At 65.9% G+C, this 25,896-nt stretch carries 28 protein-coding genes; 8 read left to right on the top strand and 20 right to left on the bottom strand.

Features of this window, described 5'->3' with window-relative positions; genetic code table 11:
• Window positions 1-43: 43 nt before the first annotated feature.
• Window positions 44-841 carry an alpha/beta hydrolase gene (locus tag AC2EAL_RS07485; protein WP_484723570.1) on the bottom strand — a complete coding sequence of 266 codons (798 nt, stop codon included), beginning with the start codon at window positions 839-841 and terminating at the stop codon, window positions 44-46.
• A gap of 164 nt (window positions 842-1,005) precedes the next feature.
• Between AC2EAL_RS07485 and thrS the strand changes: the two genes are divergently transcribed.
• The 6 genes from thrS to AC2EAL_RS07455 all read left to right on the top strand — a co-directional run bounded on the left by thrS (window position 1,006) and on the right by AC2EAL_RS07455 (window position 5,970).
• Window positions 1,006-2,952, top strand: a complete 1,947-nt coding sequence (gene thrS / locus AC2EAL_RS07480) for a threonine--tRNA ligase (protein ID WP_484723569.1) — start codon at window positions 1,006-1,008, stop codon at window positions 2,950-2,952.
• 209 nt (window positions 2,953-3,161) lie between these two features.
• Window positions 3,162-3,467 (top strand): BufA1 family periplasmic bufferin-type metallophore, encoded by a 306-nt coding sequence (locus tag AC2EAL_RS07475; RefSeq protein WP_484723568.1) that lies wholly within the window; start codon window positions 3,162-3,164, stop codon window positions 3,465-3,467.
• 60 nt (window positions 3,468-3,527) lie between these two features.
• Complete coding sequence (gene bufB / locus AC2EAL_RS07470; protein ID WP_484723567.1) at window positions 3,528-4,376, top strand: MNIO family bufferin maturase; 849 nt, start codon at window positions 3,528-3,530, stop codon at window positions 4,374-4,376.
• On the top strand, window positions 4,373-5,104 hold the full coding sequence (locus AC2EAL_RS07465; protein ID WP_484723566.1) for an HvfC/BufC N-terminal domain-containing protein: 732 nt from the start codon (window positions 4,373-4,375) through the stop codon (window positions 5,102-5,104). The genes bufB and AC2EAL_RS07465 overlap by 4 nt, the downstream gene beginning before the upstream one ends.
• Window positions 5,101-5,628 carry a DoxX family protein gene (locus tag AC2EAL_RS07460; protein WP_484723565.1) on the top strand — a complete coding sequence of 176 codons (528 nt, stop codon included), beginning with the start codon at window positions 5,101-5,103 and terminating at the stop codon, window positions 5,626-5,628. Before AC2EAL_RS07465 ends, AC2EAL_RS07460 begins: the two co-directional genes overlap by 4 nt.
• A 135-nt stretch (window positions 5,629-5,763) precedes the next feature.
• Window positions 5,764-5,970, top strand: coding sequence for a cold-shock protein (locus AC2EAL_RS07455; protein ID WP_128514143.1), 207 nt, complete (start codon window positions 5,764-5,766; stop codon window positions 5,968-5,970).
• Here the strand turns inward: AC2EAL_RS07455 and AC2EAL_RS07450 are convergent.
• Both AC2EAL_RS07450 and AC2EAL_RS07445 read right to left on the bottom strand, forming a co-directional pair.
• Complete coding sequence (locus AC2EAL_RS07450; protein WP_484723564.1) at window positions 5,967-6,293, bottom strand: arsenate reductase family protein; 327 nt, start codon at window positions 6,291-6,293, stop codon at window positions 5,967-5,969. The genes AC2EAL_RS07455 and AC2EAL_RS07450 overlap by 4 nt on opposite strands.
• Before the next feature lie 107 nt (window positions 6,294-6,400).
• Complete coding sequence (locus tag AC2EAL_RS07445; RefSeq protein ID WP_484723563.1) at window positions 6,401-6,793, bottom strand: DUF2177 family protein; 393 nt, start codon at window positions 6,791-6,793, stop codon at window positions 6,401-6,403.
• A 132-nt stretch (window positions 6,794-6,925) separates the two neighbouring features.
• Between AC2EAL_RS07445 and AC2EAL_RS07440 the strand changes: the two genes are divergently transcribed.
• Window positions 6,926-7,921, top strand: a complete 996-nt coding sequence (locus tag AC2EAL_RS07440) for a peptidoglycan-binding domain-containing protein (RefSeq protein ID WP_484723562.1) — start codon at window positions 6,926-6,928, stop codon at window positions 7,919-7,921.
• Between the two features lie 110 nt (window positions 7,922-8,031).
• On the opposite strand, the gene AC2EAL_RS07435 is transcribed toward AC2EAL_RS07440, so the two are convergent.
• The 4 genes from AC2EAL_RS07435 to thyX form a co-directional block, all read right to left on the bottom strand.
• Window positions 8,032-8,415 carry a type II toxin-antitoxin system death-on-curing family toxin gene (locus AC2EAL_RS07435; RefSeq protein ID WP_484723561.1) on the bottom strand — a complete coding sequence of 128 codons (384 nt, stop codon included), beginning with the start codon at window positions 8,413-8,415 and terminating at the stop codon, window positions 8,032-8,034.
• A complete protein-coding gene (locus AC2EAL_RS07430; protein ID WP_484723560.1) occupies window positions 8,412-8,660 on the bottom strand; it encodes a hypothetical protein in 249 nt (82 codons plus the stop codon). Before AC2EAL_RS07430 ends, AC2EAL_RS07435 begins: the two co-directional genes overlap by 4 nt.
• 494 nt (window positions 8,661-9,154) lie before the next feature.
• Window positions 9,155-9,859 (bottom strand): hypothetical protein, encoded by a 705-nt coding sequence (locus tag AC2EAL_RS07425; RefSeq protein ID WP_484723559.1) that lies wholly within the window; start codon window positions 9,857-9,859, stop codon window positions 9,155-9,157.
• Window positions 9,860-10,128: 269 nt separating this feature from the next.
• On the bottom strand, window positions 10,129-11,031 hold the full coding sequence (gene thyX / locus AC2EAL_RS07420) for an FAD-dependent thymidylate synthase (RefSeq protein WP_484723558.1): 903 nt from the start codon (window positions 11,029-11,031) through the stop codon (window positions 10,129-10,131).
• A gap of 85 nt (window positions 11,032-11,116) precedes the next feature.
• On the opposite strand from thyX, the gene AC2EAL_RS07415 reads away from it, so the two are divergent.
• A complete protein-coding gene (locus AC2EAL_RS07415) occupies window positions 11,117-11,542 on the top strand; it encodes a VOC family protein (protein ID WP_484723557.1) in 426 nt (141 codons plus the stop codon).
• Window positions 11,543-11,689: 147 nt separating this feature from the next.
• Here AC2EAL_RS07415 and AC2EAL_RS07410 read toward each other — a convergent pair whose 3' ends face one another.
• From AC2EAL_RS07410 to bchB, 13 genes are all read right to left on the bottom strand, one after another.
• Window positions 11,690-12,139 (bottom strand): c-type cytochrome, encoded by a 450-nt coding sequence (locus AC2EAL_RS07410; RefSeq protein WP_484723556.1) that lies wholly within the window; start codon window positions 12,137-12,139, stop codon window positions 11,690-11,692.
• A gap of 88 nt (window positions 12,140-12,227) precedes the next feature.
• On the bottom strand, window positions 12,228-13,442 hold the full coding sequence (hemA, locus tag AC2EAL_RS07405) for a 5-aminolevulinate synthase (RefSeq protein ID WP_484723555.1): 1,215 nt from the start codon (window positions 13,440-13,442) through the stop codon (window positions 12,228-12,230).
• Between the two features lie 12 nt (window positions 13,443-13,454).
• The gene (gene puhE / locus AC2EAL_RS07400) at window positions 13,455-14,249 is read right to left on the bottom strand and encodes a putative photosynthetic complex assembly protein PuhE (RefSeq protein WP_484723554.1); all 795 of its coding nucleotides are present in this window, start codon (window positions 14,247-14,249) and stop codon (window positions 13,455-13,457) included.
• 97 nt (window positions 14,250-14,346) lie between these two features.
• Entirely contained in the window at window positions 14,347-15,447 is a 1,101-nt protein-coding gene (acsF, locus tag AC2EAL_RS07395; RefSeq protein ID WP_484723553.1) for a magnesium-protoporphyrin IX monomethyl ester (oxidative) cyclase, read from the bottom strand.
• Window positions 15,444-15,740 carry a hypothetical protein gene (locus tag AC2EAL_RS07390; RefSeq protein ID WP_484723552.1) on the bottom strand — a complete coding sequence of 99 codons (297 nt, stop codon included), beginning with the start codon at window positions 15,738-15,740 and terminating at the stop codon, window positions 15,444-15,446. The genes acsF and AC2EAL_RS07390 overlap by 4 nt, the downstream gene beginning before the upstream one ends.
• A 12-nt stretch (window positions 15,741-15,752) precedes the next feature.
• A complete protein-coding gene (gene puhC, locus AC2EAL_RS07385) occupies window positions 15,753-16,217 on the bottom strand; it encodes a photosynthetic complex assembly protein PuhC (protein WP_484723551.1) in 465 nt (154 codons plus the stop codon).
• Window positions 16,218-16,222: 5 nt separating this feature from the next.
• Window positions 16,223-16,855: a photosynthetic complex putative assembly protein PuhB gene (gene puhB, locus AC2EAL_RS07380; RefSeq protein ID WP_484723550.1), complete on the bottom strand. Its 633-nt coding sequence runs from the start codon at window positions 16,853-16,855 to the stop codon at window positions 16,223-16,225.
• 64 nt (window positions 16,856-16,919) lie between these two features.
• The gene (puhA, locus tag AC2EAL_RS07375; RefSeq protein ID WP_484723549.1) at window positions 16,920-17,684 is read right to left on the bottom strand and encodes a photosynthetic reaction center subunit H; all 765 of its coding nucleotides are present in this window, start codon (window positions 17,682-17,684) and stop codon (window positions 16,920-16,922) included.
• A 17-nt stretch (window positions 17,685-17,701) separates the two neighbouring features.
• Entirely contained in the window at window positions 17,702-19,135 is a 1,434-nt protein-coding gene (locus AC2EAL_RS07370; protein ID WP_484723548.1) for a PucC family protein, read from the bottom strand.
• Window positions 19,132-19,800 (bottom strand): magnesium protoporphyrin IX methyltransferase, encoded by a 669-nt coding sequence (bchM, locus tag AC2EAL_RS07365; protein WP_484723547.1) that lies wholly within the window; start codon window positions 19,798-19,800, stop codon window positions 19,132-19,134. The genes AC2EAL_RS07370 and bchM overlap by 4 nt, the downstream gene beginning before the upstream one ends.
• On the bottom strand, window positions 19,800-20,702 hold the full coding sequence (gene bchL / locus AC2EAL_RS07360; protein ID WP_484723546.1) for a ferredoxin:protochlorophyllide reductase (ATP-dependent) iron-sulfur ATP-binding protein: 903 nt from the start codon (window positions 20,700-20,702) through the stop codon (window positions 19,800-19,802). Before bchL ends, bchM begins: the two co-directional genes overlap by 1 nt.
• A gap of 25 nt (window positions 20,703-20,727) precedes the next feature.
• Window positions 20,728-24,312, bottom strand: coding sequence for a magnesium chelatase subunit H (locus AC2EAL_RS07355; RefSeq protein WP_484723545.1), 3,585 nt, complete (start codon window positions 24,310-24,312; stop codon window positions 20,728-20,730).
• The gene (gene bchB, locus AC2EAL_RS07350) at window positions 24,302-25,858 is read right to left on the bottom strand and encodes a ferredoxin:protochlorophyllide reductase (ATP-dependent) subunit B (RefSeq protein WP_484723544.1); all 1,557 of its coding nucleotides are present in this window, start codon (window positions 25,856-25,858) and stop codon (window positions 24,302-24,304) included. Before bchB ends, AC2EAL_RS07355 begins: the two co-directional genes overlap by 11 nt.
• Window positions 25,859-25,896: the final 38 nt, after the last annotated feature.

The following is a 25,896-nucleotide window of genomic DNA, read 5'->3' as shown; positions in this document are numbered from 1 at the left end:
ACAAGATTTCAACGGTTCTCGTTCGATCGGCGGAAAGGCCGCATCAGCGGATGTTCGAAACCTTCAAGCCTAGGCTGTCCTCCACGGGCAGCGCCTCACGCGCGCGGATCACGTCCTCGATGGCTTCGGTGATCATCGCCAGGCAGGGCGGCGTGGAAAACCGGTGGTCGGCGTCCTTGACCAGGGTCAGCCGCAGGTCGGGGCTGCTGATCTGGTGGAAGAGCGAGATTGCCACGGTCGGCGGCACGTCGGTATCGGCGCTGCCTTGCAACAGGCGGACCGGGACGGGCAGGTGCAGCGGGCCGTTCATGACAAGGTTCTGGCGACCATCCTCGATCAGGCGCAGGGTGATGGGGTACGGGTCGTCCGAGTAGTCGGAAGGGCGGAGGAAAACGCCCTCTTCCAGCAGCGTGGTGCGTTCGGCGAGGGTGAACTCGGCCTCCCACATCCGTTCGGTGAAATCCGGGGCGGCGGCAATGCCGATCAGGCCTGCAACGCGGTCCGGCATGTCGCGGGCGAGGAGCAGCGAGATCCAGCCGCCCATGGACGAGCCGACGAGGATCTGCGGGCCTTCGGTCAGCACTTCGATCACCGCCGCCGCATCCTCGCGCCAGTCGGTGATGGCGCCGTCGACGAAAGCCCCGTGCGACTGGCCGTGGCCGGAATAGTCAAAGCGCAGGAAGGCACGGCCCGTCGCTTCGGCCCAGGATTGCAGGGCCTGCGCCTTGGAGCCAGTCATGTCGGACCGGAAGCCGCCCAGAAAGACCACGCCGGGCCCTTTGCCGGGGGTCTGGTGGTAGGCGATGTGGCGGCCTTGCGGGGTGGTGAGAAAGGTTGTCATGGCAGGAAGATAGCAAGCGGAAGGAGGTTGCGGCAGGGTGGTCGCAACCCACGGGCGAAGAACCGCGCATGGCTTGACTTGGGCGCTTCGCGGGGGCATCAAGCGGCCCGACATAACCCGCAACCGGGCGTTTCGTAGGCGCCAAACTGACGAGGAGACGGCCGATGGCCCAGATTTCCCTGACATTTCCCGACGGCAACAAGCGTGTCTATGACGCGGGCGTGACACCTGCGGAGGTGGCGGCAAGCATTGCTCCGTCGCTGGCGAAGGCGTCAATTTCGGCGATGGTCGACGGCAAGCATTGGGACTTGGCTTGGCCCATCCACTCGGATGCCACGATTTCGCTCAACACGATGAAGGACGACGCCCCGGCGCTGGAGCTGATCCGGCATGACCTGGCGCACATCATGGCGCGGGCAGTGCAGGAGATCTGGCCGGAGGTGAAGGTCACGATCGGGCCGGTCAGGGATCAGGGCTGGTTCTACGATTTCGACCGGGAGGAGCCGTTCACCCCGGAAGACCTGGGTGCCATTGAAGCGAAGATGAAGCAGATCATCAACGCGCGGGACCCGGTGCGGACCGAGGTTTGGGAGCGGGCGCGGGCGGTGGAGTACTACCGGGGCCGCGGCGAGCCATTCAAGCTGGAGCTGATCGACCGCATTCCCGAGGGCGAGGACCTGCGGATGTACTGGCACGGGAACTGGCAGGACCTCTGCCGGGGGCCGCACCTCCAGCATACGGGGCAGGTGCCGGCGGATGCCTTCAAGCTGACTCACGTCGCGGGGGCCTACTGGCTGGGCGATGCCAGCCGCCCGATGCTCCAGCGCATCTATGGCGTGGCGTTCAAGAACCGCGACGACCTGAAGGCGCATCTGACGATGCTGGAGGAGGCCGCCAAGCGCGACCACCGCAAGCTTGGCCGCGAGATGGAGCTTTTCCACCTGCAGGAAGAAGCGCCCGGCATGGTCTTCTGGCATCCGAACGGCTGGACGATCTATCGCCAGCTTGAGGATTACATGCGCGGCCGGTTGCGGCAGGCGGGCTACCGCGAGATCAAGACGCCACAGGTCGTGGACCGGGTGCTCTGGGAGAAGTCGGGCCACTGGGAAGCCTACCGCGAGAACATGTTCATCGTGGAGGTCGACGAAGAGGGTGCCAAGGAAAAGCGCATCAACGCGCTGAAGCCGATGAACTGCCCCTGCCATGTGCAGGTGTTCAATCAGGGCCTGAAGTCCTACCGCGACCTGCCGCTGCGGCTGGCGGAGTTCGGGTCGTGCCACCGGTATGAATCGTCGGGCTCCATGCACGGGCTGATGCGGGTGCGCGGGTTTACCCAGGACGACGCGCATATCTTCTGCACGGAAGACCAGATCGAACAGGAATGCGCGGGGTTCATCCGGCTGTTGTCCAGCGTCTACAAGGACCTCGGCTTCGACAGTTTCGAGATCAAGCTGTCGACGCGCCCCGAAGTGCGGATCGGCACGGATGAACAGTGGGACAAGGTCGAAGGCGCGCTGCAGGGCGCGATCGAAGGCCTTGGACTGCCCTACGAAATCAACCCCGGCGATGGGGCATTCTATGGGCCGAAGCTGGACTTCAAGCTGACCGACGCCATCGGGCGGCAGTGGCAGTGCGGGACCTTCCAGGTCGACGCGCAGTTGCCGCACCGGCTGGGTGCGGAATATGTGGGCGAGGATGGGGCGAAGCACATGCCCTACATGCTCCACCGCGCCGTGCTGGGGTCTTTCGAGCGCTTCATCGGCATCCTGCTGGAGAACTATGCCGGGAAGCTGCCGTTCTGGCTGGCCCCGCGACAGGTTGTCGTCGCCTCCATCGTCTCGGACGCCGATGCTTATGTGCATGAGGTCGTGGCGGCCCTGCGCAAGTCTGGGGTCCGGGCCGAGGCGGACGTGCGGAACGAGAAGATCAACTACAAGGTCCGCGAGCATTCGGTTGGCAAGGTCCCGGTGATCCTGGCCATCGGCATGCAGGAGGTCGAGGCGAAAACCGTCTCGGTCCGGCGGCTGGGCGAGAACCGGACTGAAACAATTTCGCTGGATCAGGCGGTCGCCACTTTCGGGTTCGAGGCGCTGCCGCCTTCGGGAAGCTGACGACAAGCCATTGGAAAGACGCGTAAATGCCGCGGTTCGCCGCGGCATTTTCGTTTGGTGCTGTGCGACAGGTGTTCACGAAACCGTTGGCGCGGCGACCGTCCTGTAACCTTGGCCGCCCTCGCCCGAACTGTCCTGTGCATCGCAATCAGGCAATCGCCCGGTGCAGGAACAGTAACCCAGACCAACCCAATCAGAGGGAGCTTCACATGTCCTATCAGTCCAAATCGCTCGTCATCGCCGGTGCCCTTGTCACGGCGCTTTCGGGGATCGCCGGCATGGCCCAGGCCCAGGAAAACGAAAAGTGCTTTGGCGTGGCACTTGCCGGCCAGAACGACTGCGCCGCGGGCGAAGGCACCACCTGCGCCGGGACCTCGAAGGTCGACTACCAGGGCAACTCGTGGAAGCTGGTCCCGGCCGGCACCTGCGAAACGATGGAACTCCCCGCCGGAATGGACGGGATGGCGCGCAAGGGCTCGCTGACCGCGCTGGAGCGTGACCTGCCGAAGGCCTGACGCCCAACGCCCCCCGGCCCGTCACTGACCGGGGGGCGCACTTTACCTTGGGGGGACACGATGCTTGACCAGACCCTGAAAGGGCTGCCCGCACAGCCGGGCGTAGGTTACAAACCGCAGCATTTCGCCGCGATCATGGCCGATCCCGGCCCGGTCGGCTGGCTGGAAGTGCATGCCGAGAATTACATGGGCGAGGGCGGACGTCCGCTGGCGCAGCTTCGCCACCTTGCCGAACGTTTCCCCATTTCGGTGCATGGCGTCGGCCTGTCCATCGGCGGCGAGGGGCCCTTGGACCGTGACCATCTGGCCCAGCTGAAGCACCTCTGCAGCTGGCTGAACCCCGCAAGCTTTTCCGAACACCTGGCCTGGTCGACCCATGACGGGGCTTACCTGAACGACCTTCTGCCTGTTCCCTATACGGCTGCCACTCTGACCCGTGTGGCCGACCATATCGACGAGGTGCAAGAGGTGCTTGGGCGGCGGATGCTGCTGGAAAACCCCTCGACCTACGTGGCTTTTGCCGAGACGGCGATGGGCGAGGTGGACTTCCTGACCGAGATCGCGCGGCGCACGGGCTGTGGGCTGCTTCTGGACGTGAACAACGTCTATGTCTCGGGCACCAATCAGAATTATGACCCGGTGGCCTATCTGGACGCCTTCCCGCTGCATCTGGTGGGCGAGGTGCATCTGGGCGGCCATGACGAAGACCGCGATGATCAGGGGCGCAGGCTGCTGATCGACAGCCACGGGGCCGAGGTGGTCGACCCGGTCTGGGCATTGTACGCGCGGGTCATCGGGCGGGCGGGCGCACTCCCGACGCTGATCGAATGGGACAATGACGTGCCGGACTGGCCGGTCCTTGCGGCCGAGGCGGGGCGTGCGGCCCGGGTGCTTGAGGCCGTGCGATGAGCCAGTCGGCCTTTGCAGCGGCCCTCCTTGACCCCGAGGCAGCGATCCCCGCGGGTCTGGTCGATCCTTGGGGGGAGCCGGCACCGAAGCGGTTTTCCGTCTATCGCAACAATGTCGCATCCTCGCTGACCCGGGCATTGGAGGCGGCGTTCCCGACGGTGCGCAAGCTGGTGGGGGAGGAGTTCTTTGTGGCGATGGCCGGGGTGTTCCTGCGGGCGCATCCGCCCCGGTCGCGCATGCTGATGCTGTACGGGGCCGAGTTCCCGGGCTTTCTGGAAGGCTTCCCGCCAGTTGCGCACCTGGGCTATCTGCCCGACATGGCGCGGCTGGATCAGGCGATGCGCGAAAGCTATCACGCGGCGGACAGTCGGGCGCTTCCCGAACCCGAGTTCCAGCGGCTGGTCGGGGCGGATATCGCCGGGCTGCGCCTGCGGCTGGCGCCTTCCCTGCGGTTGGTCCAGTCGCGCTGGCCGGTGGTGTCGATCTGGGCGGCGAACCATGCGGGCGGGCCGAAGCCCGTGGCAGTGGCCGAGGACGCGCTGGTCCTGCGCCCCGAGTTCGACCCCCAGCCGCATTCGCTGCCCTTGGGTGGCGCAGCCTTCGTCGAGGGGTTGCTGCAGGGCCGGACCCTGGGCGACAGCGTGGATTCTGCCGGGTCCGATATGGACCTCGCTGCCCTTCTGGGCCTGCTGATCGCGGGCCGTGCCATCATCGGAGTTTCGGAATGACCCTTTACACCCGTGCCGCTTCGGCGCTGAACCGCCGCGCCGACTGGCTGTTGCCCACACTTGCCCGCCTGGTCTTCGGTGGTGTGCTGGCAGGCTATTTCTGGGCCTCGGCGCAGACCAAGTTCGACGGCCCTTTCACCCCGTCGATGGGCGCCTATGCGCAGATCTTCCCCAAGGCCTTCGAGGCGGCGGGCTATGACGCCAGCCAGTTGGGGCTTTGGCACTGGCTGGTGGTAATGGCGGGGGGCTATGCCGAGTTCGTCCTCCCCGCGCTGATCCTTCTGGGCCTCATGACCCGGGTCGCGGCGCTGGGGATGCTTGGCTTCGTCGTGGTACAAAGCCTGACCGACATCTGGGGTCATGGCGCGGCGGCGGGGGCCTGGTTCGACCGCGCCTCGGACGCGCTGATCCTGGACCAGCGGGGGCTGTGGATTCTGCTGCTTTTTGTGCTTGTGCTGAAGGGACCCGGGCCTTTGTCGGCGGATCGCCTGCTTGGGGTTGAGCGGACTCGCCTTGCTGCTTGATTTTCGGCGAATCCTAGGCATCATCGCCACAGTGACGACAGATTTCCTGCACGGCTCTCGGAACGAAGCCCTGGAAGACCTGGTGCCACGGCCCGCGGTAATGGCGCCGCGGGGGGTTCTGAGAGGAGAAGCGGAATGCCGACAGGCACCGTGAAGTGGTTCAATTCGACCAAGGGCTATGGCTTCATCGCGCCGGATGACGGCGGCAAGGACGTGTTCGTCCACATCTCGGCGGTGGAGCGTGCGGGGCTGAAGGGCCTGAGCGACAACCAGAAGATCGGCTACGAGCTGCAGTCGGGCCGCGACGGCAAGCAGTCGGCCGGCGATCTGCGTCTGCTTTAACCGGTCAGCGCGGCTTCGGTCGCGCTGTCCCAGCCAAGGAACCAGCGATCCCCATCCTGGATGACCGGCCGTTTCATGACGGTCGGCTGTGCCATGATCTGCGCCTCGGGGTCGGAGGCTTTCAGGAAATCGTTGAAGCTGCGGTAGGTGGTGGACTGCTGGTTCACCGCCCTGGACCCGAACTCTTGCACGATACGGTCGACCTCTCCTTGCGTCAGCGGGGTGGCCCGGATGTCGCGGAAGGTGACGTCTTTTCCAGCGGCCTGCAGGGCCTTCAGCGCCTTCTTGCAGGTGTCGCAGGTGGGGATGCCGTAGAGGATCATTCTCGCTCCTTGTCCACGGTGGACGGATTCATGGCCCGTTTGTTTTCAAGCACTTGGCCGTGGGCCTTCACCGATTGGTAACATATCCCCCGGGGGCCGCAAGGGGATCAGCCGTGGATTATCCGGGTGATGGTGACCCCGGCCCAGGCGGAAAAGGCAGTCAGGACTCCGCCCCAGGTGGTGTCGGTCACCACCATCGTCCAGTGCCAGTCCTTCATCACCGCCCAGGAGGTGAACTCGTAGGTGCCATAGGCCATCAACCCGATGATGAGGGCAGGCAAGATGATCGGCGCGCCGGTCTTCAGGGCCGGGAGCGAGACGAGGTAGACGAGGCCGCCCACGTAAGCCAGGTAGAAGAGCGCGGCGGGGGCGATGCGGATCGGCTCGGCCAGGTGCGGGCCGATGTGGCGGGTGAAGAGGGGCTTCATCACCAGCGTCAGCATGATCGCGTCGAGGATCAGGAAGACGGCGGCAGTCGCGACGTAGAGGGTGAGGGTCATCGGCGGCTCCTTCGGCGGAAAAGGTAATACGGAGGGCAGGCCGGACCAGTGCCCGCTTGCAACCATTCGCGAATCTGCGCGTTATCCAAGGGAAATGCGGCGCGAGACCGCGCTGGAAGATGAGGAAGATCGATGCGGACCCTGACCCTGCCCCTGATGCTTGCCACCAGTCTGGCCCTGACGACCCCTGCCCCGGCGCAGGACATTGAAGACATCATCGGCGGTATCGCCGACAGCCTGCTGCAGCAGGAGCTGGACAAGCAGGCCTATATCGCCGCGCAGAATGCGAACACGGTGGCGGCCTATCAGAACTATCTGAAGAAGTACCCCAAGGGCATCTACCGGGGGAACGCCGAACGCGCCCTGGCCCGGTTGGGCGCCCCCGCCGACGGGACGGCGGATGCGGTGGCGGCGGCGGAGGCGAAGCTGGGGATCACCCGGACGCAGCGGGTCGCGGTGCAGCGGGAGCTGACGCGGCTGGGCTATCCGACGGGGGGCACGGATGGGGTCTGGGGGCGGAACACCCGGTCGGCCATCGCGACCTGGCAGCGCGACCGGGGCGAGAAGGTGACGGGCTACGTGACCGAGGCGCAGTTGCGGGCTCTGACGCGCGGGGCGGTGGTGGTGCCGCCAGACGAGGTTGATCCGGGGACGCTGGCGCCGGCGGAGATCGAGGCGTCGTTGAAGCTGACCCGCACCCAGCGGGGGACGATCCAGAAGCAGCTCATCACGCTCGGCTATGATGCCGGGGTGGCGGACGGGTTGTGGGGGGCGAAGACCAGGGGTGCGATCAAGGCCTGGCAGAAGGCCAACAAGAAGACCCAGACGGGGTATGTGACGGCCTCTCAGGTCAAGCTGATCGCCGACCAGGCCGGGAAGGTGGCGCCGCCTCCGCCGACCAATGAGGCGGCGCTGGAGGAGCAGCTTCTGGAGTTGTCGGTCGAGGAGCGGGCTGACCTGCAGGCGCGGCTGATCCGGCTGGGGTACGAGACGGGGCGGAGTGACGGGACCTTCGGGGCGGCGACGCGGCGGGCGATCGGGGCCTGGCAGGCGGACGAGGGGGAGCGGATCACCGGCTACCTGACGGCCGACCAGGTGCGGCTGATCTGGGCGCAGACGGGGCGGTAGGGGCCGCAAGGGCATCCTCTGTCCACGGTGGACATTTTCGGATTCGCGTTTGGGTCCAAGGTCTTGGGCGTGGGCGTTAGGGGTTTGTTAAGGGGGTGGTTAATCGCCCCTTAGCCGAGCTTCGCCTTGTCCCGCAGCCAGTCGGCGAGGTCGCCATCCGCCATCAGACCTTGCGCGCAGCGGATGATGATCTGGCCGATTTCCTGCGCATCCCAGGTGATCTCGATCCCGTTCAACGTCAGGCAGGTATCCATTGATTGGTGGGCGGTGCGCTTGTTGCCGTCGTTGAAGCAGTGACCCCGGGCAATAGCCATCGCATAGGCGGCGGCCAGATCGAAGGCATCCGCGACCATGCCGTAGGCAAGGCGGTTGTCGACGCGGGCGAGCGCGGAGTCCAGCGACTTGTCCCGCGCCCGACCAGGAAGTTCGCCGGGGTTCAGGATCGCATCGTGGATCGCCTCGACCAATTCTGGCGAGAGGAGCCGCAGGTTCATTTGTCCTTGAGGTAGTCAAGAACCGGCTGGTTGATCGCGCGACGACGGTTCACGGCCTCCATCACCTCATCGAGGGTGGCGGTGCGGTGGTCGCCTGTGTCCACCGCCTCTTCCGGGACGAGGTAGGCCACCACGGCGGAGTTCTTGAGGATCGCCACCGGCTTGCCGCCCGAGCGTTCGAGGACTTTGTGCGGCTCACGCAGTTCGGTCATCGTGGCGATGTGGGGGGTGAGGAGGCGGGTCATGGGGGTGTGTCCTGTGATGTGCGGTGGAATGTATATTATAATGTGGGTTTTGGCAAGGGTGAGCACCGGCACCGCGCGCCCCGGCGCGTGGGGCGAAAGCAGTCCAGTGGACTGATTTCAGGTGCGAGGGGCCGGGTGGGGTTGCGAGGGCCGGGCGGGCGGTGGGTTTGGTGTCATCCCCGCGGAGGCGGGGATCCAAGGGGGCGCCGCAGAAGATGGATCCCCGCCTGCGCGGGGATGACAGGGGGAGAGAGGCGCACGGGTTGGTCGGGCATCCGCGGGAGTGGCCGTTTTCGTCGTGGGTGAGACCCGACCCCGCATTTGCGGGGTGAAAACGGTCCAGTGGACCGTTTTCAGGGTCGAACGCCCGCGCAAGCTTGCGCGGGCGGGTAGGCGATGCGGGCGGGGCGGTGTGGTAGGGCGGGGTTCACCCCGCCAACGCGCCGGACAAAGAGTCGGGGTGAACCCCGACCTACATTTTCGATGACTGCCCGCTAGGCATTCCTGGGAAAGTCGCCGGAAGCTTCCAATACGATGCTTCGCGCAGCTTCGAGCACGCAAAGTATAAATTTTTCAAACTCAGCGGTATCAAACCGAAGTAGTGTCCCAACACGCCCATTATAGTCGGTTCGGCGACAGAATTCAGCATCTGCTATGCCACGATTGTGGACGATAACATTTCGAACTCTGCTCAATTTGTACAAATTTTTGGACTTCAGCGCTAAAGCGAGTTGCCCCGAGTTTGGGTAAAGAGACGAAAATGCTTTCTCAATTGAACGAGAGCTACTCATGTCGCGGCGCGATACAAGTATGTCACCAAGCGAACCAGATACGTTAAAATCTCTTTCTTCTAGCGTCTCAATATCGATTTGCTGGATTTCTCTCCTGAAATCGGAATCGACAAGCAATCTTCGATAGAGTTCAGGTTTTGCGTTTAAAACAGATCGAAGAATTTCTCTAGAGAAGCTTTCAAAGGATGTCCATACGAGTACCAATGATTGTCGCGTGAGATTATCTGCTTGCTCTGCAAATGCTAGTTTTTCGACCAGATGGAATATGCGGCCCGCCACGGCAGAAATCCATTGATCTCCGTCACTCACGTACTCTCGCGTCCGTATTATTGCCTTCTGAAGAGCGGCTTTCTCCTGCTCTTCTGTCAAATCCTTATCTCCGTTGCCCGCTCTTACTCCAGCAGCCATCTGGAGAATCCGCTCTGCCGCATGATGCCTACGAAAGTGTGACTCCTGCTCAAACTGAGAGCATATATCGTATATCACAGTCGAAAGAGACATGCATGACTCTATGCTTTTGTAGAAGTTCGAGTATATCTCTGATAGGAACGTTTCGGTGGGCGGTAAGGTTTCAATTGGAGGAATGTTAAAGGGCCGTATTACCTTTTCCTGGAGCAAGCCAACAAGTTGTCGGGTCTCGAGCCGGAGATCGCTTTTTGAGTTTGGCTGATCTTCACTCACCCCCAAACCTCCACAAACTCCCTCCACTCACCTTTGCTCATGCCGGAGGCCTCTTGCGTCACCGTCTCCCCGGCGAGGCGACGCTTCAACACCGCAATGGCCTTCGCCGACAGCGTCACTCCGCCCATCCGGTAGTCCTCGAAGGCCGCGTAGGCCAGGGGGACCCAGTCGCGCACGGTGGCCGCGATGGCCTCGGCGTAGACGCGGATTTCGTATTGGGCGTGGGGGTCGGCGCGGAGGCGGAGGAAGTGGAAGAGGTTGTGCAGGTCGACCTTCCAGTACCACTGGGTGTAGATGTTGGCGGGGAGGTTCATGCGGGCGAGCTCACGCGCCAGGCCCTGCTGGCCGTCCTGGGAGAGCATCGCCTCGTAATGGTCATAGGCGCGGTTGGCGTCGGATTTCAGCAGGTCGAGGACGCGGGCGGCTTCCTCGCCCTGCAGGACCTCGCCCCGGCCCTGGTTGTTGACGGTGGACTGGGCGGCGAGGTGTTCGGGGGCGGGGATGTAGAACTCACGGTCGAGGATCGAGTAGCGGGCGGAGTATTCGTTGACGTTGGCGGTGCGGTGGCGGATCCACTGGCGGGCGACGAAGACGGGGAGTTTGACGTGGAGCTTGATCTCGCACATCTCGAACGGGGTGGAGTGCCAGTGGCGCATGAGGTAGCGGATCAGGCCTTCGTCGTTCTGGACGTGCTTGGTGCCGGCGCCGTAACTGACGCGGGCGGCCTGGACGATGGCGCTGTCGTCGCCCATGTAGTCGATGACGCGGATGAAGCCGTGGTCAAGGACGGGGTGGGCGCGGTAGAGATGCGCCTCCATCCCTTCCGACACGGCGCGGAGGGTCATGCGGGGGGTGGCGCGGGCGGCCTCGATCTCAGCAAGTTGGTCGGGGGTGAGCATGGCGGCCCTCATGGTTGTTACGAGTCGGGGGTTACTATAGCTTGGGGTGCAGGCGGGTGATACCGCAAGATGGATGGAGATGGCGATGATCAAGTATCTGCACACGATGGTGCGGGTGAAGGACCTGGAGGCCTCGCTGGCGTTCTACCGGCTGCTGGGGCTGGAGGAGACCCGGCGCTATGACAACGAGGGCGGGCGGTTCACGCTGGTGTTCATGGCGCCCCCGGGTCAGCCGGAGTGCCCGGTGGAACTGACGTACAACTGGGATGGCGACGAGGGGCTGCCGAGTGACAGCCGGCACTTCGGGCACCTGGCCTATGAGGTGGACGACATCTATGCCACGTGTGCTCACCTGCAGGCGAACGGGGTGGTGATCAACCGGCCGCCGCGGGACGGGCGGATGGCCTTCGTGCGGTCGCCCGACAATGTGAGCGTGGAGCTGTTGCAGAAGGGTGGGGCGAAGGCCCCGGCAGAGCCCTGGGTGAGCATGGGCAACACCGGGCACTGGTAAGGCGGGGCACTGGTAAGGCGGGGCACTGGTAAGGCGGGGCACTGGTAAGGCGGGGCACTGGTAAGGCGGGGCACTGGTAAGGCGGGGCCCGATGTGAGACGGCCCGCCCCGGGGTGGGGCGGGCCGCTTGAAACCTGGGTGTGCGCCTTAGTTCGAGGCGGCCGGGGCCGGCGAGAGCGAGGCGATGAAGGCCCAGACGTTCTTGGCGTCTTCTTCCTTCGGGAGCTTGAAGCTCATCTTCGACTTGGCGGCCTTGTCGCCGGACTTTTCCTTCAGGAACTTGGCCGGGTCGGCCACGTAGGCCACGAAGTCGGCCTCGTTCCAGGCAAAGCCCGAGGCGCCGAGCGCGACGATGGATTCGCCGTACTTGAACTCCGGGTAGGTGCCGGCGGCGCGGCCCGGGAGGCCGTAGAGGTTCGGGCCGGTCTTGGAGTTCTTGCCGGCCAGGACCTCGCCCGCCTCATTGGCGATGACGTGGCAGGTCTGGCACTTGGCGAAGACCTTTTCGCCGGCGGCGGCGTCGCCCGTGGGTGCGTCCTGCGCCAGCGCGGGGCCGGCGAGAAGGGCAAGAACGGCGGCGGTGAGTTTCAGCTTCATGGGTGTCCTCCCGATGTTGGCGGCCATGACAAATGGTCCGCCCAAGTGAAAAGGCAAGGGCGCGCCGAACACGTCGGCGAGATTTCCCTTAGGCAACGGCGTGGGCGATGGCGCAGCGGCTCCAGAGCGAGGAGAGCGCGGTGATGAGATGGGCGATATCCTCGGCGGAATGGAGCGGGCCGGGGGTGATGCGGAGCCGTTCGGTGCCTTTCGGGACGGTGGGGTAGTTGATCGGCTGGACGTAGATGCCCCAGTCGGCCATCAGCATGTCGGAAATCATCCGGCACTTGACCGGGTCGCCGATCATCACCGGGATGATGTGGCTTTCGTTCATCATGTGCGGGATGCCGTGGGCGTCGAGCTGGGCGCGGACATGGGCGACGTTGGCCTTCTGCCGGGCGCGTTCGGCGCCGGAGGCCTTGAGGTGGCGGATGGAGGTGGCGGCAGCTGCGGCACAGGCCGGGGGCAGCGCAGTGGTGAAGATGAAGCCCGAGGCAAAGCTGCGGACGAAGTCGATGAGTTCGGCGCGGGCGGTGATGTAGCCGCCGACGACGCCGAAGGCTTTGCCGAGCGTACCCTCGATCACGTCGATGCGGTGGGCTAACCCGCGTTCTTCCGACACACCGCCGCCGCGGGGCCCGTACATGCCGACGGCGTGGACCTCGTCGATGTAGCTGAGGGCACCGTGGGCCTCGCAGACTTCGACGATTTCGCGGATCGGGGCGATGTCGCCGTCCATCGAGTAGACGGATTCAAAGGCAACGATCTTCGGGCGGTCACCGACGGCGTGGAGCTTGCGGTCAAGGTCGCGCCAGTCGTTGTGCTTCCAGATGACCTTGTCGGCGCGGGAGTGGCGGACGCCTTCGATCATGCTCGCGTGGTTCTTTTCGTCGGACAGGATCACCGCGTTCGGGATCTGCGCGCCGAGGGTGGAAAGGGCGGCCCAGTTCGAGACGTAGCCGGACGTGAACAGTAACGCCCCCTCTTTCCCGTGGAGATCGGCAAGTTCGCGTTCCAGCATCACGTGGTGGTGGTTGGTGCCCGAGATGTTGCGGGTGCCGCCCGCGCCGGTGCCGCAGGTTTGCACGGCCTCGACCATCGCGGCTACAACGTCGGGGTGCTGGCCCATGCCGAGGTAGTCGTTCGAGCACCAGATGGTGACCTCTTCCTTGGTCCCGTCCGGGCGGTGGCGCTCGGCCTTCGGGAAGCTGCCGCAGCGTTTCTCAAGGTCCGCGAAGACACGGTAGTTGCCCTCGGACTTGAGGGCGGTGAGGCGGTCCTGGAAATAAGTGGCGAAGTCCATGTCTGCTTCCTGTCAGGTGTCGTGTTTCGTTGGGACGGTGGGGGCTTCGGGAAGCATCCAGCGCCAGAGTTTGTGGTCTGGAACAGGGACCACCATGAAGAGGTGTTCGATCAGGGCAAGGGCGGTGAGAACGGCCAGCAGAAGATAGCCGATGAAACTGGCGTCATTGGCGGCATGCGAGGCTTGGGCGGCCCACCAGCCGGTCGCGAGCGCCAGGGCCGCGATGGAGACCGGAAGAAGGGCGGTCGCGCGGGCCTGACGGAAGTGGCTGGCGATATGGGCGAGCGGGCGCGGGAGAAACTCGGTATTGATGCGCGGCGCGCCGAGGAAGAGGTTCAGCTTGGCCGAGACGCGGGCAAAGAAGAGCGTGGCGAAGGTCAGCGCCGAGAACGGGTTCGGGGCGTTCAGGGTGAGGTGGGTCAGCGCCAGAAGGCCCGCGATCAGCGCGAATTCGTGCCAGAGGATCGAGCCCACGGCGCGCCAGATCCGTTCGGGCAGGCGGGCATCGGGCGGGCAGGGTTTGCGGTGTGGCCCGGTGACGATTCCGGACAGGAAGGCCAGCTCGATCCAGCCCCAGAAGGCGAGGGCGGAGAGGAAGCTGAGGTAGACGGAGCCCACGGTCAGGTGGTCGACGGAGGTATGCGCCCCCGCGATGCCACCGACGAGGAGCGGCAGCCCGAGGAGGACGGACCAGAGATGGGCGTCCGGTCCGCCGTGATCGGCCTTCCGGACGCGCCAGAGGATCAGCCCCGTCGAGGCCCACCAGAGGAAGATGGCAGACAGGGCGATGATCCAGGGATTGGTCATGTGCGGCACCCCCGAGACAGGGGTGCCGCACGCGATGCCCGGACGCGCCCATCCGGCATCGCACCTTCCGCCGAGGCGGAGGTATGGGGTCTAACGGTCAATACGACGGCTCCAGCCGCACGGAGGCGGGCGGGGTGCTGCGCTTGACCGGGATCAGGTAAAGCCGCGCGAAGGCGAGCATGGCGCGGGCCGAAGCGGTGGCATGTTGCAGGCGGCCCGAAAGCCCGCCCTTCTTCTTGCCACGCTCCATGTCGATCATCGCGGCGTTCATCCGGTTCAGGTTCGGAATCCAGGCCGGGTGGTCGATGTCGATCTCCATCGGGAAGACTTGCTTGGCGATGGTCGAGGTCTTGCGGAACACCTCCTGGTCGTACCAGTCGATGTCGACGCCAAGCGCGTTGTGGAAGTCCTTCCGCGCGTGGTCGCGGACCCACATCGTCGAATAGACGGCGACGAGGAAGAAGCGAATCCAGAGCTTGTTGGCGAAGCTTTGGGTCAGTTTCGGGTCGGTCCGCATCAGCAGGGCGAAGGCCTCGCCGTGGGAGAACTCGTCGTTGCACCATTCGCGGAACCACTTGAAGATCGGGTGGAAGCGGTGTTCGGGGTGTGCTTCCAGGTGCCGGAAGATGGTGATGTAGCGGGCGTAGCCGATCTTCTCCGACAGGTAGGTGGCGTAGTAGATGAACTTCGGTCGGAAGTAGGTGTACTTCTTGGCCTTGGTCAGGAAGCCGAGGTTCACGGCAACGCCAGCCTCACGCAGGGCGTCGTTGATGAAGCCGGCGTGGCGCGCCTCATCGCGGGACATGTAGCTGAACAGCTCGCAGATGTCGGCGTTGGAGCCGCGGCGCTTCATTTCCTTGTAGAGGACACAGCCGGAGAATTCGGCGGTGCAGGAGCTGACGAGGAAGTCGATGAATTCCGCGCGGAGCGCGGGGTCCATGCCATCCCAGTCGACCGCGTCCCAGTCGGCGGTCTTCTTGAAATGGCCCTTGTTCGGGTCGGACTTCATCTGGGCGAGAAGCGCGTCCCATTCCTTGCGGACCGGGGTCACGTCGATCTTGTCCATCTCGTCGAAGTCGGTGGTGTAGAAGCGCGGGTTGAGGAGTGTAGTCTCCGTGGCCATCGCGGTCGTGTCGAAACGGTCGGCCAGTTCGGAATGCAGTTCCCCGTGGGTGGTGTCGTTGAGGGAGTCCTTCATGCCATCAGCTCCTCTGAGAACGAGAATTCGCACAGTTCCATGAACCCGAGATCGCCGGTGGCGCGGGTCCACCAGCGTTCCAATGGCGTGGCGCGGGTGATGGTGGCGGTGCGGCGTTCGACGATGACCTCGCCGTAGGCGGCCATGATCGGCGCGCCGTGGACGAGGACTTCGTCCCCCGGGTTCACCACGGCGCCGTTGTCAAAGCGGACGTGGGCGTGGAGGCTTTCGAACCGGTGGCTGACTTCGACCGTGCAGGGCACGGTTTCCTTCGCTTTCTTGAAGATACCCATGATTTTGTTCCCTTATGGTTGGTCGAGAAGCCGCTCTACGGCAGCTTTGTTGTCGTTCCCGAAGGCGTAGAGTTCGATCGACGCCCCCGAGGCAGGGTCTTCGGCCACGAGGCGGCCGTTGTCGTACTGGACGATGTGGATGGGCGGGTTGCCCTGGACGCGCGCCACGGTGCGGGCGCGCTGGATGGCGTTCTGGATCACGGTGATGAAGCCGCCGTGGTCCATGTCGGCGAGGAGCTGGCCTTCGGCGTCATAGATGGTGACGGCCTGGGCCGAGCGGCCTTCGAGGATGATCGCGCGTTCGGCCACGACCTTGCCGGGGGCGGGCTGGCCCACGGGCGGGCGGTCGGTGAGGACCGCGAAGGCGGTGATCGCCAGTGCCGAGACGGCAAGGCCGAACATCGCCCAGAGCAGCGTCCGCGGGATCATCTCGCGTTCGGTCGAGGGGCGGTCGGCGAGGGCTTTCATGTAGGACATTGGCCTTACTCCGCCGCGACGGCCGTCTCGGCCGTGAAACTGACGACGGGTTCGTTCACCCGGGTCTGGGCGGCGTCCGACAGGATCCGGGCGACTTGCGCGGCATCGGGGATGCAGCGGAAGGCGGGCTGGACCTTGCGGGCGAAGCCGGGGCGCAGATGCGGCCAGAGCGCGAGGTAGGAGATGTGCTGGCCGTCCACCAGCTCTAGCGCGATGGTGCCGGTGCCGGTGATGGGCCGGGTCGAGAGAGAGGCGCTGGCGACCTTGGTGTAGGGGATCGTCCAGGTGACCTGGAGCGCGGCGCCGATCCGCAGGATCACGCGGTTCGAGGTGATCGAGTAGATCGCGGCCTTTGCCACGGCGCGGGCCATGAGGCGGATGATGCCATAGCCGGCAAGAGCCAGTACGAGGTAGGGCACGAAGACCGCGACGGACAGGCCGAAGCCGCCCTCGGGGAAGGCGACCGAGGCGCGCCAGACGGCGATGGCCAGAAGGTAGCCCAGGATCCAGTTCGCCTTGAAGGCCTCGCGGGCGAGGGCGGATGGATCGGGGGAGCCTTGCCAGAGCAGGTCCTCGCCTGCGGGCAGGGGGGCCGGGAGACCCGGCCGGGGTTCGAAGTTGAAGTCATGGTCTGACATGGCAGACCCTTTCGCACTTGGGGTAAGACGAAGCGGCGCGGGCGCGCGCCGCTTCCCTTCGTCGTCAGAACCCGCGCTTTCGGCCCTTGGCGTAGAGCCAGCCGGAGGCCACGTAGGCAGAGATCTTTTCTTCTTCGAGCTTGGTCACCGAGGTCTGGCTTTTCGTCGCAGGGATCGCGGCGAAGAGGTCGGAGGTGATGGCGTTCACCCGCACCCGGTCGGCCCAGATCTTGGCCATGGTCATCGGGATCAGGCGGGTGCCGCCTGAGTTCAGGTCGACCTCAAGGTAGCGGACCAGCTGCTCCGGCACGTCGATCCACATGTCCTTGATGCGGCCCACGACTTCCAGGTCACCGGCCTGCACCGGCAGACCACGCGGGTCGCGCCCGGCGCTGACTTCCATGCCGGCGACGGCCGACATCGGCTTGATCTTGGCGTGGCCATGGGCGTCAACCTCGGGCTCATCACGCCGTGGCACCCAGGAGGCGGGGCCAACGCCGTCGAGCATCGGGTTGCCGGTCGGGATCAGGGGGAAGCCCTCGGACCCAGACGGCACCAGCGCCAGGTCGGTGCGGCGATGCGCGGCTTCGTTTTCCGCCGAAGGGACGGTCACGGTGCCCTTGCCCAGCGGCAGGATGAAGGTCTTGGGCTTGGGGAGCGGGTAGATCGCCTGGTTCGAGGCCTCGGTCCCGTCCTCGTTCTCGAAGGGGAAGCCTTCGCGCATGTTCTCGGTCTGCAGGTAGTAGATCAGGAGCGCGAAGAAGCCCCAGAAGAGCCAGATCGAAAGCGACGCGAGGTCGAAGTTGCCGAAGAAGTTGACACCAACCATTCAGGGGTCCTCCGTTGTCAGGTTGGGAATTCGGTCAGCCGCAGACGCGACTGGCCTTGGTCCGTAGGGGATTGCGGGATGCCGATGCGGACCAGGGGTCCAAGCGCGGCAAGGGTGAGGAAGAGAAGCGCGATCTCGATGTGGTAGACCACGGTGTAGCCAAGGCTGACGTCGTGCAGCGGACCGAAGAGCCCGGCCTCGGCCAGGTGGCTGACCACGTCGCGCAAGGTCCCGCCCAGCAGGATGGCAAGGCCCGCCGCCGTGGCCTGGGCCGAGCCCCAGGCGCCAAGGATCAGGCCCGCGCCCATCCCGCCCTGTGCCCGTGCCATGGCGGCGTTCAGGGTCGAGAGGCCGAAGATGCCGTTGCCAAGGCCGATGGCGAAAGCGCCCAGGTAGAAGAGGGGCCAGCTTGCGAGCGGGCTGGCGAAGATCACCGCCGAGAAGGCGGCGACCCCGATCAGGAGGCCGATGGCGGCCTGGCGGAACGGGTCGGACCCGCGACCAAGGCGGCGGGTGGCCCAGAGGAAGCCTGCCAGCGCGCCTAGCGCCCAGAGGGCGGTGAGGACGGTGGTGGCCGAGACGGAAAGGCCGAGGACCTGGCCGCCGTAGGGTTCCAGAAGCACGTCCTGCATGTTGAAGGCGAGCGTGCCAAGGAAGACGACGACCAGAAGGCGGCGGGCACCGTCCTGTTGCATCAGCGCGGCCCATGCGCCAGAGAAGGAGGGCCGCGGCGCCGTGCGTTCGGCCTTGGACATGGGCTTCACGCGTTCCTGTTTCCAGAAAGCGATGATGTTCAGGATCAGCGTGGCTGCCGCGCAACCCTGGACGACCTGCACCAGCCAGATGGGCTCGTAATTCCGCAGGAGGAAGCCCACGATCAGGGCCGAGATCCCCATTCCGACAAGGTAGAGGATATACAGCATGGCGACGACGCGGGGGCGGGTCTCGTCGGTGGCGCGGTCGGCGGCAAGCGCAAGTCCTGCGGTCTGGACCATGTGCATGCCGAGGCCGGCCATGAGGAAGGCCAGCGCCGCAAGGACTTCACCGGCCCAGGCGGGGCCCGTGAACTGGTCGCCGGACAGGACGATCAGTGCGAAGGGCATGACGGCAAGCCCGCCCATCTGCCAGAGCGAGCCGAACCAGAGGTAGGGGATGCGCTTCCAGCCCAAGGCGGAACGGTAGGTGTCGGAGCGGTGGCCGAGGAGGGCACGGAAGGGGGCGACGAGGATCGGGATCGAGATCATCAGCGCGACGACCATCGCGGGGACCGAAAGCTCGACGATCATCACGCGGTTGAGGGTGCCGAGGAGCAGGACCTGCGCCATGCCGACCGAGACCTGGAAGAGGGCAAGCCGCCAGAGCTGGCCGAGGGGGAGGTCCTCGGAGGCCGCGTCGGCGAAGGGCATCCAACGCGCGCCAAGCTGGGCGATATGCTTCTTCCGGAGGATCATGTGCGATGCTCCAGACATTCCGAGATGTAGAAGCCCGAGGAGACGCGGCCGACGCGGGTCAGCTTGCCGGGGCAGTGTCTTGCCAGGCGGGCCGCGTCGTGCGGGACCATGGTGGGCGAGCGGTCGGAGCGGGGGAAGAGTTTCCCTGCGTGCCACATCGCCATGAGGAGCGTGGTGCGCGGGGCGACGGTGAAGACGATGCTTTGGCTGGTCCTTTGGCCAAGGTTGCCGATGACGCGGCCGATGTCGGCGTCGCGGTAGTAGATCAGGCTATCCATCGCGAGGGTGAAGTCGAAGCGGCCGAGGGCCGGGTCGGACATGTCCCCGGCCTGAAAGTCGACTTGATCCGTCAGGGCGGGGTGCAGGCGGCGCTTGGCGATCTCGATCAGCTGGGGCGAGATGTCGACGGCGGTGACTTGCGCGCCGCGCTGGGCAAGCTCGGTGGCCATCGCGCCGGTGCCGCAGCCGGCGTCGAGCACCCGCGCGCCGCGCAGGTCTTCGGGCAGGCGCGAGAGCATCAGGGCGCGCATCCGGTCGCGGCCCTTGCGGACGGTTTCGCGGATGCGGGAGACCTTCTCATGGCTGGTCAGCCGCTCCCACGTCTGGGTCGCGGTGCGGTCGAAGTAGGTTTCGACCCGGTCGCGGGTGAGGCCGTAGTCGGACATCAGTCAAATCCAAGGAGTTCGAAGATTTCGCGGTCGGGGAGCGGTTCGGGCGAGGAGCCTTCGCCGCCGACGGACCGCCAGAGCGTGTCGGCCAGGCGCAGGTATTCGGCGCGGGCGGTGACGATGTCCTGCTCGTCGTCCATTTCGAAGAGGGTCTTCTTCTTCAGGCGCGAGCGGCGGATGGCGTCGATGTCGGGCATGTGGGCGAGGCGGTTGAAGCCGACACGTTCGCAGTAGCGGTCGACCTCGTTGGTCTCGCGGCTCCGGTTGGCGACGCAGCCCGCGAGGCGGACCTTGTAGTTGCCGGACTTGGCCTGGACGGCGGCGATGATGCGGTTCATCGCGTAGATCGAGTCGAAGTCGTTCGCGGTGACGATGACGGCGCGGTCGGCGTGCTGGAGGGGGGCCGCGAAGCCGCCGCAGACGACGTCGCCGAGGACGTCGAAGATCACGACGTCGGTGTCTTCCAGGAGGTGGTGCTGCTTCAGAAGCTTGACGGTCTGGCCCACGACATAGCCGCCGCAGCCGGTGCCTGCGGGGGGACCCCCGGCCTCGACGCATTTCACGCCGTTCCAGCCGTCGGCGATGTAGTCCTCAGGCCGCAATTCCTCGGCGTGGAAGTCGACCTCCTTGAGGATGTCGATCACGGTCGGCTGCAGGCGGCCGGTGAGGGTGAAGGTCGAGTCGTGCTTCGGGTCGCAGCCGATCTGCAGGACGCGCTTGCCCATGACCGAGAAGGCGGCGGAGAGGTTCGACGAGGTGGTGGACTTGCCGATGCCGCCCTTGCCGTAGACGGAGAAGACCTTGGCGCCCTCGATCTTGAGCGCGGGGTCAAGGTGGACTTGCACCGAGCCGTCGCCATCAAGGCCACGGAGGTTCGGAATTTCGTCGCGCGGGCTCATGCGGTGGCCCCTTTCATGTGAGGTGTCATTCGGCGGCGATCCCTTCCAGGCGATCCTCAAGTTCGTCGGCGGCCTGTTGCAGCGCGGCGAGGGTGGCGGGATCGGGTGTCCAATAGGCGCGGTCCGAAGCTTCGAGCAGGCGCTGGGCCATGCGGGAGGAGGCTTCGGGGTTGAGGTTGGCGAGGCGGCGGCGCATCGCCTCATCCGTGACGAAGGTTTCGGTCAGGCGCTGGTAGACCCAGGGTTCGACTTTGCCGGTGGTGGCGGACCAGCCGAAGGTGTTCGAGACATGGGCTTCGATCAGGCGGACGCCCTCGGCCCCGTGCTTCAGGAGGCCTTCGTAGAACTTGGGGTTCAGGGTGCGGGAGCGGCTTTCCAGCGCGATCTGGTCCGAAAGCGTGCGGACCACGCCGCCGCCACGGGTCTGGTCGCCGATGTAGACCGGGGTGTCCTGGCCGCCGCGCGCGCGTTTCACGGCGCGGGCGATGCCTCCCAGCGTGTCGAAGTAGTGGTCGACGGAGGTGACGCCGAGTTCCACGGATTCGAGGTTCTGGTAGGCGAGGTCGACGTCCTTGAGGGCTTTCTGGAGGAGCGCCGGGTTGCCGGTGGCCTTGCCGGTCACGCCATAAGCGAAGCTTTTCCGGTTCTGGTAGGCGTCGGCGAGTTCGTCCTCGTCCCCGAAGGCAGAGTTGTCGACCATGATGTTGACGTTCGACCCGTAGGCCCCTTCGGCGTTCGAAAAGACGCGGAGGGCGGCGGTTTCCATGTCCACGTTCATCTCGGCGGCGTAAGCGAGGGCATGGGCGCGGATGAAGTTGAGCGCCTCGGGTTCGTCGGCGGTGGCGGCCTTGAAGGCGGCTTCGGCGAGCATCCGGGTCTGCAGGGGCAGGAGGTCGCGGAAGATGCCGGAGAGGGTCATGACGACGTCGATCCTGGGGCGACCAAGGTCGGCGAGCGGGATCATGTCGGCACCGGAGAGGCGGCCGTAGCTGTCGAAGCGGGGCTTCGCGCCGATGAGCGCCAGGGCCTGCGCGATGGGGCCGCCGTCGGACTTGATGTTGTCGCTGCCCCAGAGGACGAGGGCCACGGTGCGCGGCAGGGTCGGGTGGGTGGCGAGCAGGCGGTCAGCCTGGGCCTTGCCGTCGGCGAGCGCAAAGGCGGTGGGCATCCGGAACGGGTCGAAGGCGTGGATGTTGCGGCCGGTGGGGAGGATCTGCGGCGAGCGGATCAGGTCGCCGCCGGGGACGGGGGAGATGAAGCGGCCCGAGAGGGCGCGGAGGAGGGCGGGGATTTCGGTGTCGTGTTGCAGGTGCTGCGCCGCTGCCGCGCGGGCCTCGGGGTCGTCGGGCATGAGCGCGAGGTATTCGGCGCGCTGGGCATCGGTGAACGGGCGGCCAAGGACGTGGAGGCCGTCGGTGATGAGCGCGCCTTCGGTCTCCAGGAGTTTGAGCCAGAGGGTTTCGAGGTCGGTCGCGTCCATGTCGACGGCCTTCGCCTGCTCAGTGATGAGGAGGGCGAGGTCGTCGCGGTCAGGCGCGTCTGGGGCCAACGCGCGGAAGCGGGTGAGGCTGTCTTTCAGGTCCACGAGGCCCTTGTAGAGGCCGGATTGCGCGAGCGGCGGGGTCAGGTGGGTGATGGTGACGGCGTTCGAGCGGCGCTTGGCGAGGGTGGCCTCGGACGGGTTGTTCGCGGCGTAGAGGTAGACGTTGGGCAGGTTGCCGATCAGGCGGTCGGGCCAGCAGCTGCCGGAGAGGCCCGCCTGTTTGCCGGGCATGAATTCAAGCGCGCCGTGCATCCCGAAGTGCAGGAGGACGTCAGCGCCGAAATCCCTTTTCATCCAGTCGTAGAAGGCGGTGAAGGCGTGGGTCGGAGCGAAGCCTTTCTCGAAGAGAAGCCGCATCGGGTCGCCTTCGTAGCCGAAGACCGGCTGGATGCCGACGAAGACGTTGCCGAACTGTTTCCCCAGGACGAAGACATCGGCCCCGTCGGACTGGGCGCGGCCGGGGGCGGGGCCCCAGACTTTCTCGGTTTCCGACAGCCACCGGGAGCGGCGGACAAGGTCGCGCGCGGGGATGCGGGCGGCGACGTTGGCGGGCTGGCCGAAGGCTGTGGCGTTGCCGTTCAGGACGGCGTCGCGGAGGGCCTCGACACTGGCGGGGGGCGTGACGTCGTAGCCCTCGGCCTTCATCGCGTGGAGGGTGTTCAGGAGGCTTTCGAAGACGCCGAGGTAGGCGGCGGTGCCGACGGCCCCGGCGTTCGGCGGGAAGCCGTAGAGGACGATGGCGACCTTGCGCTTTGCGGTCTCAGAGCGGCGGAGGGTGGCGAGGCGGAAGACTTTCTCGGCCAGCGCCTCGATCCGTTCCGGGCAGGGGGCCATCACGCGGGAGGCGTGGTCGGCGGGGGCGGCGCACATCCTGGCGCAGCCGGTGCAGCCGCCGGCGTCGTGGCGGCCGGCGAAGACGGTGGGGTTGGTCGCGCCGTCGATCTCGGGCAGCGCGATGAGCATGGTGGTCTCGACCGGACCCAGGCCGCCGTCGGTGGATGCCCATTGGCCGAGCGTCTGGAATTCCAAGGGGTGGGCGGCGACGTAGGGGGCGTCGAGGGCTTCCAGCGCGGCGATGGCGGCGGGGCTGTCGTTGTAGGCGGGGCCGCCGACGAGGGAGAAGCCGGTGAGGGAGACGAGGGCGTCGATCCTTCCGTCCGTCATGAAGGCGTCGATGGCGGGGCGGCCGTCGAGACCCGAGGCGAAGGCGGGGACGCAGGCGATGCCGCGCGCCTCAAACGCCCGGATGACGGCGTCGTAATGCGCGGTGTCCGAGGCAAGGATGTAGGAGCGCAGCATCAGAAGGCCGACGGTGGCGGTCATGCCGTCGGGTTTCGGGAGCAGCGAGGGGTCGGTGAAGACGCGGGCCGGGACGTCGGGGTGGTAGAGGCCGACGTCAGGGTAATCGACGGGGGCGGCAGCCTTGACCTTGTTCCAGTCGCGGTTCGGGGCATAGCGGCTGACGAGGTAGCGCACCATGCTTTCGATGTTGTCGTCCGACCCGCCAAGCCAGTATTGCATCGACAGGAACCAGGCGCGCATGTCCTGGGCCTTGCCGGGGATGAAGCGCAGGATCTTCGGCAGCCGCCGCAGCATCGCCATCTGCTTTTCGCCCGAGGAGCCGGAGGGGGATTTGTTGCCCCGCAGCTTCTTGAGGAAGGCCATGGCTCCGGACGCAGGCAGCGACATGTCGAGGTCGCCCATTTTGGTCAGCTTGACGACCTGCGGGTCGGAGATGATGCCGACGCAGGCGTCGAGATGCGGGCGGCGGGCCTGGATCTGCGGCAGGATCTGGGTGAGGTGCTCTTCCAGGAAGATCAGGTTGGCGACGATGATGTTGGCCTGCGCCACGTCGGCGCGCGCGCGGGCGAGGGCGGCGGGGTTTTCGGCCCATTCGGCGGCGGCGTGGACGGAAATGGCGATGCCGGGGAAGTCCTTGGCAAGGCGGCCCGCGACGCGCTGGGCGGGGCCTGCGGCATGGGCGTCTAGGGTGACGATGACAAAGTGGTAGAGGCCGTCGGCGACGGGGGTCTTCGGTTCCAGCGATGTGAACCGGTCATCGCGCATAGTGGGCCTTGGCCTCGTAGAGGGTCTCGATGCTGATCTGGGTGACGCCCTTTTCGGCGGCGTATTTCTCGGTGTTGCGGCGGGCCTTGGCGCGGACGAAGAAGGGGATCTTCTTCAACTCGCGCTCGGCGTCGGGGAGCCAGTGGAGGGCGTCGGCGAGGGCCTGTGCGGCCTCGATCATCTGGGTCGCGGCGTCCGGGGTGGGTTCGAGGATTTGCTGGGCGGGCGCGGGCGCGGCCTTGCCGCCGTGGTGGCTGGGGCCGGCTGCGTCGTGGAACTCGAAATCCTCGCGGAACATGGTGAGGAGGTGTTCTTCGAGGCCCATGACGAGGGGGTGGATCCAGGTGTCGAAGAGGACGTTGGCGCCCTCGAACCCCATCTGCGGCGAGTAGCGGGCGGGGAAGTCCTGGACGTGGACCGGGGCCGAGATCACTGCGCAGGCGATGCCGAGGCGCTTGGCGATGTGGCGTTCCATTTGGGTGCCGAGGATGAGCTCGGGAGCGGCGGCGATGATGGCAGCTTCGACGTCGAGGTAGTCGTCGGAGATGAGGGCTTCGAGGCCGTATTCCTTGGCGCAGGAGCGCATTGGCCTCGCGAATTCGCGGTTGTAGCAGCCGAGGCCGACGACTTCGAAGCCGATTTCCTTGGAGGCGACGCGGGCGGCGGCCATGGCATGGGTGGCGTCGCCGAAGATGAAGACGCGCTTGCCGGTGAGGTAGGTGCTGTCTACGGAAGCCGACCACCAGGGCTGGCGGAGGTTCGCCTCACTGACTTCGGCGCTGACGTTGGCGAGTGCGGCGACTTCGGCGATGAATTCGCGGGTGGCTTCGGCGCCGATCGGGATGGTTTTCGTCCAGGGCTGCTGGTGGGTCTTTTCCAGCCAGCGGGCGGCGCCTTCGCCGGTTTCGGGGTAGAGAAGGACGTTGAAATGCGCGGCGGGTAGGCGCTTGAGGTCGTCGGGCGTGGCGTCGAGGGGGGCGGCGACGTTCACGGCGATGCCCATCTGGGTGAGGAGTTTGGTGATCTCGGCCACGTCGTCGCGGTGGCGGAAGCCAAGGGCGGTCGCGCCGAGGATGTTGCAGGAGACTTCTTTGGTGCGCTCTTGAGGAACGGCGAGGGCGCGGGTCAGGGCGAGGAAGGTTTCGTCGGCGCCGAAGTTTTCCTTGCGGGAGTAGCTGGGCAGGTCCAGCGGCACCACGGGGCAGGGGAGGCCCAGGGTCGAGGCAAGGCCGCCGGGGTCGTCCTGGATGAGCTCGGCCGTGCAGGAGGCGCCGACGATCATCGCTTGCGGCTGGAAGCGGTCGAATGCGCCTTGGGCCGCGCGCTTGAAGAGGGTGGCGGTGTCGGCGCCGAGGTCGGAGGCCTGGAAGGTGGTGAAGGTGACCGGCGGGCGGTGGTTGCGCCGCTCGATCATCGTGAACAGGAGGTCGGCGTAGGTGTCGCCCTGCGGGGCGTGGAGGACATAGTGGACGTCCTTCATGCCGGTTGCGACGCGCATCGCGCCGACGTGCGGGGGGCCTTCGTAGGTCCAGAGGGTGAGTTTCATGGCGTCGCCCCCGTTTCTGACCGGGTGCCCCCCACCCC

This window comes from Tabrizicola sp. T74 (assembly GCF_057219935.1).
Note: the sequence above shows the minus strand (reverse complement) of the source record. Positions and strands in the feature narration are given on the sequence as shown.